Origin of the sequence: Modestobacter sp. VKM Ac-2983 (assembly GCF_026967885.1) — a bacterium.
Classification (GTDB): domain Bacteria; phylum Actinomycetota; class Actinomycetes; order Mycobacteriales; family Geodermatophilaceae; genus Modestobacter.
The window spans coordinates 683,009-694,706 of the sequence record NZ_JAPVBK010000001.1; the positions used below are offsets into that span (position 1 = coordinate 683,009).

The following is an 11,698-nucleotide window of genomic DNA, read 5'->3' on the forward strand; positions in this document are numbered from 1 at the left end:
CGCCCGGAGCTGGCAGCCTGGACGGGCGCGCGGCCACCGACCCGCGGCGCGGCCGCGAGGGCACACGCCCGGCGAGGACGACGACGATGGGGGAGGGCGGCCTGCGTGAGTCAGCTGCAGACGCCCGAGCCGCGACCGCAGCTCACCGCAGCGGCTGCACGACCCGACGAGACCGGGGACGAGCGCAGCGTCTGGGCCGGCATCGTCCGCAGCGGTGGCACGCGGCTGCTGGTGCTCCCGGTCTCGGCACTGCTCGGCATCGTGGTGACCCGGCTGGTCATCGACAACTACGGTGAGGCGGCCTTCGCCCAGTACGGGCTGCTCGTCGGCCTCGGGGCACTGCTGCCGTTCGCCGACCTGGGGATGTCGGCTGCGGTGATGAACGCCGTCGCCGCCGCCCGGGCCCCGGGGAGCGACGACCACGTCCGGGCGGTCCTGCTCACTGCCGTCCGAGTGCTGATCGGATCGGCCGCGGTGCTCTCGACCGTGGCCGTGGCCGTCACGCTGCTGGGCCTCTGGCCCGCCCTGCTGGGGCCGGCCCTGCTGCCGGACACCGGTCCGCTGGCTGCGATGGGGTGTCTGCTGCTGCTGGCGCTGGCCATGCCGATGGGCATCGGTCAGCGGGTCCTGTCCGGACTCGGGCGCAACCACGTGTCCATCGCCCTGTTCGGCCTGCAGACGCCGCTGGTCCTGCTCGTGCTCGTCGGGTTCCTGTGGCTGGGTGTCCCGGCCGGCTCGGCGATGGCGGTCGTCCCGTACGGCACGACCTTCGTCCTCGCGGTCGTGTGCACGATCGTGGCGGTCCGGGCGATCCGACCGGCGGCACGCGACGTCCTGCGCCGGGTACGGCACGTCCGCACCCAGCACGGTGCCCGGGTCTTCGACGTCGCCTGGCCGATGCTGGTGCAGATGATCGCGCTGCCGATCGCGATGCAGACCGACCGGATCGTGCTGAGCCACCGCGCGGGAGTCGGCGAGCTCGCCGAGTACAACCTCGCCGCCCAGATGTTCCTGCCGATCTGGGCCGTGGTGAGCTCTGCCGGGGTCACGTTGTGGCCGGTGTTCGCCCGCGCCCGGGCCCGCGGCATCCGTCGCTCGCCCCTGCCGATGGCCTGGGCCTTCGGTGGGCTCGCCGCCGGGATGGCAGCGCTGGTCGCAGCGGCCTCGCCCTTCCTCGCCGACCTGGCCTCTGGCGGCAGGATCGAACTCGGTGGCCTGCTGGTCGGGAGCTTCGCGGTGCTGATGGTCCTCCAGGGCGCCAAGTACCCCCTGGGCATGTTCATGACCGATGCCCGCGGGCTCCGCTTCCAGGCGCTGATGATCGTGGCGATGCTCCCGCTGAACGTCGGGCTGTCGTGGTGGCTGGCCGGCCCGCTCGGAGCGGCTGGTCCGGTGCTCGGATCGATCGCCGGGGTGGCCGCCTCCCAGGTGCTGGGCAATCTCCTGTACGTCCGCCGGACACTGCGGGCCGCTGAGCGCGATGCAGCCACGGTCCGGCCGGCGCACGAGGCGGCAGCGGCTGCCGACGGGCCCGAGCGCGTGCCCGCCCCCGACGAGGAGGCGCGGTCGCGGTGACGGACGGGTCTGAGAACAGGACGCCGCTGGGCAACGTCCCGGCGGGTGCCGACGTGCGTGTGGCCGAGCAGACCCCGAACCCGTCCGGGCCGCTGGGCATCGTGGTCGTCAACTACGGGTCCCACGACCTGCTCACGACCCACCTGGGCGCGATGGACCTCGGCGGGATGCCGGTCCACGTCGTCCTGGTGGACAACTACTCCACCGCCGCCGAACGGGAGATCGTCGCTGCGCTGGCGGGTGACCGCGGTTGGACCTTCGTCGGCCTCCCCGACAACCGCGGTTTCGGCGCCGGTGTCAACGCCGGTGTCCGGGCCGCGCGAGCAGCGGGCTGCGTCACCTTCCTGTTGCTCAACCCGGATGCATCGGTCTCGCCCGCGGTGGTCGGAGAACTGCGACGGCACAGCCTCCGGGAGCCCATGGCGCTGATCAGCCCCCGGATCGTCGCCCCGGACGGGACGGTGTTCTTCGACGGTGCCGAGCTGTTCACCGACAGCGGCCGGTTGCGTGGCCGGCGCACCGGGACGACGACGTCCGGGCCGGGGAGGGCGCGGCCGAGAGGGCCCGCGGTGGAGTGGGTGACCGGCGCGTGTGTGGTGGTCCACGACCAGCTGCTGCGCCGCGCCGGCGAACTGGACGAGTCCTTCTTCCTCTACTGGGAGGACGTGGAGTTCAGCCACCGCTGTCGCGCGGCCGGGGGCACTCTCCTGGTGCGCTCGGACCTGGAGGCGGTGCACGACGCGGGCGGTACGCAGGGGCCGACGCAGGGCCGGGCCAAGTCCGCGGTCTACTACCGCTACAACTGCCGCAACCGGCTGCTGTTCGCCGCCCGGTGGTCCTCCCGCCGCGAGCTGCTGCGCTGGATGTGGGCGACGCCGGCCGTGAGCTGGGAGATCCTGCTGCGTGGGGGACGGCGCCAGCTGCTCCAGCAGCCGGCGCTGGCGCTGGCTGCGGTCCGCGGGGCCGCGAGCGGTCTGGCCCTGGCTGCGGCCGCGCTGCTCCCGGGCCGGCGGCGCACTGCCCGTCCGGGCCCCTCGGTGCTGGTGGTGCACCCGGGCGCAGAGCTCTACGGTTCCGACCGCATGCTCGTGGAGTCGGTCGCGGGACTCGTCGACCGCGGCGAGCGGGTCACGGTCGCGCTGCCGGGCGGCGGGCCACTGGTCGGCGCACTGGTGGCGACGGGTGCGACCGTCGTCCGCTGCCGGATGCCGGTCCTGCGCAAGAGCGCGACCACCCCGCGGGGCGCTGCAGCGCTGCTGGTGGACGCCGCGGTCGGGATCCTGCCTGCCTGGCGGCTGCTGCGGCGCACCGGCGCCGGGCCGGTGTACGTCAACACCCTCACCATCCCGCTGTGGCCGATGCTGGCGCGGCTGGCCGGCCGGCACGTCACGCTGCACGTCCACGAGGCCGAGGACGGTGCGCCCGCGCCGGTGCGCCGGGCCCTGGCGCTGCCCGCGGTGTTCGCCCAGCGAGTGCTGGTGAACAGCCGGTACAGCCGCGACGTGCTCGCCGCCTCGTTGCCGCGCACCGCGAGCCGGGCCGTCGTCGTGCCCAACGGGGTCGTCGGCCCCGAGACCCCCGTTCCGCCCCGTCCCCGGCTGTCTGCGCCGGTCCGGCTGCTGTTCGTCGGGCGGCTGTCACCGCGCAAGGGCCCCCAGGTCGCCCTCGCCGTGCTCGCCGAACTGACCCGGCGCGGCGTGGACGCCCGGCTCACGCTGGCCGGCTCGACGTTCCCCGGGTACGAGTGGTTCGAGGCCGACCTCCGCGCCCGGGTGGAGAGCGCGGGGCTGGGCTCGCGGGTCGACTTCCTGGGCTTCGTCCCGGACGTGCAGGCGGCCCTGAGCGACTCCGACGTCGTCCTGGTCCCGTCGGTGTTGCCGGAGCCGTTCGGGAACACCGCGGTCGAAGCGGTCCTGGCCGCCCGGCCGGTGGTCGTGAGCGCCGCCGGTGGGCTGCCCGAGGCGATCGACGGCCACCCGTCCGCGCAGGGGGCGCCGCCGGGCGACGTCACCGCCTGGGCCGATGCGGTGCAGCGGGTGATCGGTGCCTGGCCGCGTTTCGCCGCTGCCGCCCGGATCGACGCCGTCGAGGCCCGCTCGCGCCACGCGCCGGCCCGCTACCGCGCCGAGGTCGCACGCCAGATCACGATCCCTGGAGAGGAACGCCGATGACTGCGTCGCCGCGCTGGGACACCCCCGCTGACCTCACCCGCCCAACCGACCGGCGGGGCGTGCCCGGCAGCCGGGTCGAGGTGGTGATCGGCGTGCTGACCTTCCGTCGGCCGGACGACCTGGCCGCCCTGCTCCCCGTCCTGCTCGAGCAGGCTGCTGAGGCCGACCGCCCGGATCGTCGCGTGGGCGTCCTGGTCGTCGACAACGACCCGCAGGCCAGCGCCGGAGGCGTCGTCGACGAGCTCGGCTCCCCCCTGGTGCGGTACGTCGTGGAGCCGACCCCGGGGATCGCGGCGGCACGCAACCGCGTCCTGGACGAGGCCGACGGGTGCACCTTCGTCGTCTTCATCGACGACGACGAGCGCCCCCGGCCCGGGTGGCTCGCGCACCTGCTCCGCACCCAGCAGGAGACCGGGGCGGCCGCTGTGGCGGGTGCCGTGGTCTCGGCCTTCGAGGGCCCCTTGGACCCCTGGGTGCGCGACGGGGCGTTCTTCAGCCGGCGGAGGCTGGCGACGGGGACGGCGATCGACGTCGCAGCGACCAACAACCTGCTCCTGGACGTCGCCGCGGTCCGCGCGGCCGGGCTCCGCTTCGATGCGGCGTTCGGGTTGAGCGGGGGCAGCGACACGCTGTTCACGCGCCTGCTGGCTGCCTCGGGGGCCCGACTCGTCTGGTGCGACGACGCGGTGGTCACCGACTCCGTGCCCAGTTCACGGATGACCCGGGGATGGGTGCTGCGCCGGGCGTTCCGGTCCGGCAACTCGGCCAGCCGGGTCGACCTGGTCCTGGCCGGGAGCGCCCCTGCGCGGAGCCGGGCCCGCCTGCGTGGCGCGCGCCGAGGGGTTCCGCGGCTCGCCGCCGGCCTGGCGCGCTGGCTGCTCGGGTGCGTCGTCGGGTCAGCTGCGCACCGGGCACGCGGGCTGCGGACGGCCTGCCGGGGGGCCGGGATGCTCACCGGGTCGTTCGGCGTCGTCTACCACGAGTACCGCCGAGCCGGGGCCGTCCCGGTCGCCGGCTCCTGACCTGCGCGGTGGACTCGCCGCTCATCCGGTGGGCGTCGTCCGTCCCAGGGCGCGCCGGTAGGCGGCACCGTGGTCCTGACCGGCCCGGCTCCACTCCCGACGGCTCAGGTCCGGCCGTGCGCCGGCCGGGATGCGCTGCACGTCCGACAGGGCCTGCAGCAGCAACGGGCCGTTGAGCTCACCGCGGTAGCGGAGCACCCAGTCGGCACCGACCTCGGTGGCCAGCTGCTCGTTCACCTCGTTGTCCGGCACGAGCACCGGCCGGTCCAGGGAGAGGGCCATGAGCGCGGCTCCGGAGTTGTGCATCTCCCGGTACGGGAGGACGACGAGGCTGGCCCGGCCGACCGCCGCCACGAGCTCCTCGTCGCTGAGGAAGTCCAGTGACAACTCGACCCGGACGTCGTCGGCGGCTGCGGCCCGCAGCTCGTCGGCCAGCTCCGTCGTCATCGGTCGACCGGCGACGGCCAGCCGCGCCTGGGGTGCCTGTTCGGCGGTCGCGCCGAACGCCCGGATGAGAGCTGCCACGTTCTTGTACGGCCGGATGAACCCCGCGTAACACGCCCGGTGCGGCTCGGCGGGGGGACTCGGGCGGGCCGCGAACCAGTCCCGGTAGTGACCGTGCAGGACGGTGACCGTCGCGGCTCCCGACGGCGCCGGCGTCTGCTCGTTGAGGTGCACCCGGACGGTGGTGCGGCGCGCCAGCAGCCCGAGCAGGAACCGTTGCGTGCGGCTGAGGCCCTCCTGGGGCCGCAGGTTGTGGACGGTGGCGACCACCGGCGTCGACCGGGTCCAGAGCCGGAGCAGCAGCAGGGCGAAGGCGGCCTGGCGGGCGACCGTCCTGGTCCGGTCGCGACCGGACACCAGGATGTCCGGCCAGTGCACGTGGAAGACGTCGTAGCGGCTCCGCAGCGCGCGTCGCCAGGTGAACGTCAGCACCTGCAGGTCCGGCTGCTCGGTCAGACTGCGCCGCAGCATGACCACGTAGGGGTTGGTCGTGGGGCGCGGTTCCGGGAACGACTGCAGCACGCAGATCGGTGTGCTCACGCGGACACTCCCACCACCCGAGGCCTGCTGTCGGCGCAGCCCCGACCGCCGGCACCGCGGCGCCGACTCTAACGCCGGGGTCCGCGATGGACGCGGCCCTCCGCCCGGCGCGCCCGCGACAGGGCCGCCACGCCGGGTCGCCTGCGCGCCTACGATCACCCACCGTGCGGAAGACCAGGCATCGGCGGGCCCGCGTGTACGACTCGGTGCGCAGCGCGCACCTGGAGCGTGCACACGCCCTGGCCCCGGCCTCGGTCCTGCACCGGAGGTGGCGCTACGACTTCGACCCCGCCCTGACCACCGGGCTGGACCTGGTCCGCGGCGGCACCCTGTCGATGGCGGTCACCATCGCCCGGTCCGGGCTGCTGGCCGTGGAGGTCAACGAGCCGTTGCTCCGCCACGTCCTGTGGAGGACGGCGGTGGCCGTGACCGCGGCCCGGCTGGCCGCCCGGGTCCGCAGGAGCGAGGTGCTGATCGTCTCGTATGCGATCGAGAACCGGGACAACTACGCCCCCGAGCCCACCGCCCGCCTGCGCCGGCGGGTCCGCACCCGGGTGGACTGGGTGCTGAGCCGCTACACGGCCCGGCAGCTCGACCGGATCGCGTACGGCACCAGTGCGTCGGCCGAGCTGTACGCGTCGTTGCTGGGGACCGAGCTGGCCACCTGCTCGAGCACCGTCGTGCCGGCGTTGCCGGCTGCGTGCACCTGCGCTGCAGCGGAGGAGCGGGACGCCGACCAGGTCGTCTTCGTCGGCGCCTTCTCCGCACGCAAGGGGCTCGCGGAGCTGGTGGCCGCCTGGCCGGAGGTGGTCCGCGAGCTGCCCACGGCACGGCTCTCGTTGGTCGGGCAGGGGGCGATGGAGGACCTGGCCCGGGAGCTCGCGGAGCGGGTGCCCGGAGTCGACGTGGTGGTCGCGCCGGCACGGGAGGAGATCCACCGCGTGCTGCGGAGGGCGACCGTGCTGGTGTTGCTCTCCCAGCGGACGCCGACGTGGCGGGAGCAGGTCGGGCTGCCGATCGTCGAGGGGATGTCGCACGGCTGCACCGTGGTGACCACGGAGGAGACCGGGCTCGCGGACTGGCTGGCCGGTCACGGGCACGAGGTCGTCGCCGCCGGTGCGTCGACGGCCGACGTCGCCGCGGCGATCAGCGGTGCCCTGCGGCGCCGCCGCTCGGCCGTGTCGGTGCTGGCAGAGCTCCCGGGCGTCGACGGCCGGCTGGCCGCCGACCGGTGGCTCTTCCGTCCCGGCCCGGACTGACCTCTCCGGCGGCGCGCTATCCCTCCAGGTGGCGCCCCAGGACCGTGCTCAGCGAACGCGCGTAGACCGACGTGATGTGGTTCGAGTCGCGGTACACGAGGACGCCGCCGATCACCGCAGGGCACCGACCGTCGAAGCAGAAGCTGTCCCGCAGGTCGACGACGGTGGCGCCGGTCCGCTCGGCGGCCCTCACCAGGGCGTCGTCCGGGAGAGCCCGCGCCTCGCTGATGGTGCAGGTCTCGCCGCCGGCCACGCAGCTCGGCGGGTCCGACAGGCCGGCCTTCTCCGGTTCGGGGGTGTCGGCCAACGCGTACACCCGGGTCCCGGCGGCGATCAGCGGTTCCCACGCCGCCGCGAAGCCACGTACGGCGTCCGCCGTGTCCGCGTGCGACCCGTAGCCGAGTCCTGACCTGGCGGAGGTGATGACCACGTCGGGGGACTCCGACCTGAGCCGTTCGGCCACCTCCCGGTTGAACGCCTGGCAGTTGGCCGAGCCCAGGCCGACGGCGTAGGCGCACCCGGACTTGACGTAGGTCACGAGACGCCAGCCCCGATCCTGGGCTATCCGGCTGAGAGCCGGCATCCACTGGTTGGCGTGCGAGTCGCCGACGAGAGCGACCCGGGTCGACGACGGGGCGTCGGAGCCGTACTCGCAGCGGATGACCTCCGCCCGGGCGGCAGCTTGCTGGCAGGTCTGCTCGGTGGCGTCCCGGGTGGCGATCATCGGGTTCGGCACGACACCGTCCGGGGTCCGGCCGGCACAGCCGGGCTCCAGCGAGGCTGCGCCCACGCAGGGCAGGTCCGCGGCGGTGAAGCGCGTCAGCTCGGCCTGGGCGCTGTCGATCCGGGCCTGGCTCACGCCGAACGCGACGCCGCCGACGCCACCGACGACCAGCATCCCGGCGACCGCGCCCACCAGCACCTGGCGCGTCCCGCGCGGGACTGCGGCTCGGGACGCGTCGCGCCGGGGGCCACCTCCGCGGAACGGGTCCTCCACGTACTTCTTCGACAGCCAGGCGATCGGTATGGCCGCGGCCACGACCGCGACCCGGAGCGGGATGGGCAGTTCGTAGCTCGGGCCTCCGACGAGCACCGGCACGAGCACGATGAGCGGCCAGTGCCACAGATAGACCGAGTAGGAGATGTCGCCGATGAACTGGACGGGTCGGAGATCGCCGATCCGCGACGGGGAATGGCGACCGGGCACGTCCCCCGACATGATGACGGCAATGGCGCCCAGCACCGGGAAGAGGGCGATGAACCCGGGGAACGGGGTCTCGCCGGACAACAGGACGGCGGAGCCGGCGATCGCGGCGAGACCGGTCCAGCTCAGCGCCGACCTCGCCCACGCGGGGGCCCGCAGGACCGGCACGGTCAGTGCGACCAGCCCGCCCAGCCCGAACTCCCACGCCCGCGTCGGCGTGACGAAGTAGGCCCACGAGGGGCTCTGCTGAGTCTGGTGGACCGAGTAGGCCAGCGAGAGCACCGTGATCGTCGCGACGACCCCGATGACGGCCCCCCGTGCCCGTCCGTGCCGTGCGCCCAGCACGCTGGCGGCCAGGAGCAGGAGCGGCCACAGCGCGTAGAACTGCTCTTCGACGGAGAGTGACCAGAAGTGCTGGACCGGGCTGGCGTGCGACCCCGCCGCGAGGTAGTCCACCGAGGTGGAGGCCAGCGTCCAGTTCTCCACGTAGAAGGCGGCGCTGACCAGTTCGCGGCCGATCGTGTTCCAGAGCGTCTGCGGGACCGCCACCAGGGTGACCACGCCGACCACGAGGAGCACGGTCAGTGAGGCCGGCAGCAGTCGCCGGATGCGGCGCGCGTAGAACCCGAGGAGGGAGAACGGCGCGTCGGCGGCCAGGCCGCGGCTGATGTGGAGGGTGATGAGGAAGCCCGAGACGACGAAGAAGACGTCGACGCCGACGTAACCGCCCGGCAGGAGACGCGGCTCGAGGTGGTAGACGACGACCAGCGTCACGGCGACCGCGCGCAAGGCCTGCAGTTCCCGTCTCACCCGGTGGCCGTCAACGGATCTGTCGACGTCTCCGGGGATCGGCACGGGGGAAAGGTAATGGGGAGTTCGCCCTTTCCACGGTGTGCGCCGGTGGACACCACTCTCCCGAGGGAATGGTGTCCAGCGGTCTCGCGGCGTGCCCGTCCAGGTGCATCGCCACGGGCGCCGGCGTGGCTCCGTGGCTACACCCGTACGGGTACCGGATCGACCTCGGCGGCCCGGTCCGTGGAGCTCGGCCGGAGGACGGTGCCCGGGCCCCGGACGGCGCGGTCCGCGGTCCTCCGCAGCGGCAGGACCAGGCCGAGCGCCAGCGCGACGTCGGGCAGGTTGGCCGGGAGCGGACCGAAGGCCAGGTACCAGAGGCTCATCAGCAGGAGGAAGCACGTCAGCCCCGACGCCTCCCGCCGGCTCAGCAGCTGGGCGGAGCTCCGGATCAGCAGGGCGGCCATGACCAGCCCCAGGAGCAGCCCGACCGGACCCGCGTTCGACCAGAGATCGGCCACGATCGAGTGCAGCTCGAACCGGCCGGCGAACATGTAGTTCTCGATGTACCCCTCGCCGCTGGGGATGTGGGTCACGGCGAAGCCCGCCTTGGCCAGGGCGATGTCGGCGGCGCTGGGCACGGTGCCGAGCCCGAAGCCCAGAGGGTGCTGGTGCATGAGCGCCCAGGTCGCGGTCCACTCCGGGCGGCCCCCGAGCAGCAGCGTCCCGGTCTGCTCGATCTGGGTGATGGTGCGGGCCTGGACCGCGGCGCCCAGCGCGCCGGAGACCAACAGCTGGCGCATCAGGCTGTACGCGCCGACCGCCATGATCGCGAGCAGGCCCGCGGTCGCCAGCGGCCTGACCTGTCGTCCGGTCGTCGGCCGGGCCTGCCACAGGACGAGGGCGCCGGCCATGACGCAGAAACCGAAGGCGCTGCGTGCGTCGTGCGCGATGTCGAGCAGGGCGAGACCGGCCAGGGCGGCGATCGTCACCCCCGGGCGTCGATGGGCACTGGCCAGGGCGAGCACCGTGATGGTCAGGGGCAGGGAGAGCTCGAACTTGTAGGCGTTGTCCGATGCAGACGCGTCCATGAGCCCGCTCGCCAACTGGCCGAGGCCGTAGGCGACGCCGACGGCCGGGAAGGGCAGCACGGTGCGGGCCCAGAGGACCAGGCCGATGGCACCGACGGCTGCCAGCACCTGGAAGCTGGTCTCGGCCGCCTCCCGCGGGGCGAAGTCGTGGTCCACGCTGGACCAGCCGGCCAGCAGCAGGCCGGACAGGAGGGCCAGCCCGGTCAGTGTGGCGATCACCATCGCGCCGCGGGACCGCCGGAGGACCCCGATCCACACCGGCAGCAGCAGGACTGCTGCGAGCAGGGTCGTGTTCGTCGCCGCAGGGAGGTCGTGGGCGAGGCCGGTGGCCAGCAGAGCGACCACGGCGGTGACCCGGGTCGAGCGGACGACCCCGTTGCGGGGCACGCCGGCCACCGAGCGGGCCGGTGCCCGGAGGTCCTCTCCGCGGAGCACGGCAGCCGCACGGGCGAGCCGGCCGGCGCGGGGAGCAGGCCGGCGGTCGAGCACGATGCCCAGGAGCGGCACCGGAGAGGCCGACACCGCGGCCACCACCCGCTCCAGCTGGCGGCGGGTGGTCCGGCGGCTGTCCGTGGCCACCAGCACCCCAGCGAGGTCCGTACCGCTGCGCGCGAACCCGGCGACCGTCGGGACGGGCACGATCCTGGCTGTGCCACCGCGGACGGCGGCCCGGTCCAGGTCGCGAGCCAGCTCGGTCGATCCCGGCCCGGTCCCGACGAGGGCGACGCGAGTGTCGGTGCCCGGTGGGAGGTCCGGCAGCGCACGGAGCAGCCCGGCGACCCGCTCCAGACTGGCCGCTCGCTCGTCGCGCCTGGTCCTCCGGTCGACCGGCCACCTCCGGGCCCGGCGGTGGACCTCGGCGAGGACGGGCAGCCCGGTCGTCGCGGAGACGTCGCCGGCGGTGCGCACCCGCGGGCGGAGGGCCTCGGCCAGGCCCAAGGCGAGCACGGCGGTCCCGCCGCCCAGCACGATCCCGAGGGCGGTCAGGCGGCGGGTGTCCGGAGACGCTCGGTACCGGGGTTCTCTCGCCGGGGAGATGGTGGTGACGTCGAGGACGGACCCCCCCGACCCGGCGTACAGGGTCGGGGTGAGCTCCTCCAGTTCCGCACCCACCCGTGTCGCGATGCGCGCGGCCCGGGCCGGGTCGGCCGCGTCCACGCCGATCTGCAGCACCGACGTGTCCGGGAGGACCTCGACGTCGACGGCGCGGGCGAGCTCACCGGGTCCGGCGGTCAGCTCGAGGTCGTCGATCACCGACTGCAGGATGGCGGGCGAGGTGGCCGCCGCCGCGAGCGAGGGGAGCAGTTGATCGTCGACCAGCGAGCTGTAGCCGAGGGTGTTGGGGGTCTCGGCGCGGTTCACGGAGACGAAGACGGCAGCCTCGGCGTGGAAGACGGGCGGGGCGACGGACGCCAGGAGGAAGGACGCCCCGCCGCCGACGGCTGCCGCCGCCAGGACGCTCGCCCAGCAGCGGTACACAGCGCTGACATAGTCCTTCGGCTGCACCGAGCGACCTCCTCTCCCTCGGCCGCGATCTTCC

The 11,698-nt window shown here is 74.2% G+C and carries 7 protein-coding genes; 4 read left to right on the top strand and 3 right to left on the bottom strand.

Going from position 1 to position 11,698, the window contains the following annotated elements; genetic code table 11:
- Nucleotides 1-105: 105 nt before the first annotated feature.
- From O2W18_RS03180 to O2W18_RS03190, 3 genes are read left to right on the top strand one after another with little or no spacing between them, the layout of a single operon-like run.
- On the top strand, nucleotides 106-1,575 hold the full coding sequence (locus O2W18_RS03180; RefSeq protein WP_269186118.1) for a lipopolysaccharide biosynthesis protein: 1,470 nt from the start codon (nucleotides 106-108) through the stop codon (nucleotides 1,573-1,575).
- Nucleotides 1,572-3,746 carry a glycosyltransferase gene (locus O2W18_RS03185; protein ID WP_269186119.1) on the top strand — a complete coding sequence of 725 codons (2,175 nt, stop codon included), beginning with the start codon at nucleotides 1,572-1,574 and terminating at the stop codon, nucleotides 3,744-3,746. Before O2W18_RS03180 ends, O2W18_RS03185 begins: the two co-directional genes overlap by 4 nt.
- On the top strand, nucleotides 3,743-4,768 hold the full coding sequence (locus O2W18_RS03190) for a glycosyltransferase family 2 protein (protein WP_269186120.1): 1,026 nt from the start codon (nucleotides 3,743-3,745) through the stop codon (nucleotides 4,766-4,768). Before O2W18_RS03185 ends, O2W18_RS03190 begins: the two co-directional genes overlap by 4 nt.
- 21 nt (nucleotides 4,769-4,789) lie before the next feature.
- Here O2W18_RS03190 and O2W18_RS03195 read toward each other — a convergent pair whose 3' ends face one another.
- Nucleotides 4,790-5,812 carry a glycosyltransferase gene (locus O2W18_RS03195; RefSeq protein ID WP_269186121.1) on the bottom strand — a complete coding sequence of 341 codons (1,023 nt, stop codon included), beginning with the start codon at nucleotides 5,810-5,812 and terminating at the stop codon, nucleotides 4,790-4,792.
- Between the two features lie 164 nt (nucleotides 5,813-5,976).
- Between O2W18_RS03195 and O2W18_RS03200 the strand changes: the two genes are divergently transcribed.
- Nucleotides 5,977-7,071, top strand: a complete 1,095-nt coding sequence (locus tag O2W18_RS03200; RefSeq protein ID WP_269186122.1) for a glycosyltransferase family 4 protein — start codon at nucleotides 5,977-5,979, stop codon at nucleotides 7,069-7,071.
- A gap of 16 nt (nucleotides 7,072-7,087) precedes the next feature.
- Here O2W18_RS03200 and O2W18_RS03205 read toward each other — a convergent pair whose 3' ends face one another.
- Entirely contained in the window at nucleotides 7,088-9,085 is a 1,998-nt protein-coding gene (locus O2W18_RS03205) for an acyltransferase family protein (RefSeq protein ID WP_269186123.1), read from the bottom strand.
- Nucleotides 9,086-9,267: 182 nt separating this feature from the next.
- Nucleotides 9,268-11,664 (bottom strand): hypothetical protein, encoded by a 2,397-nt coding sequence (locus tag O2W18_RS03210; protein WP_269186124.1) that lies wholly within the window; start codon nucleotides 11,662-11,664, stop codon nucleotides 9,268-9,270.
- Nucleotides 11,665-11,698 lie beyond the last annotated feature (34 nt).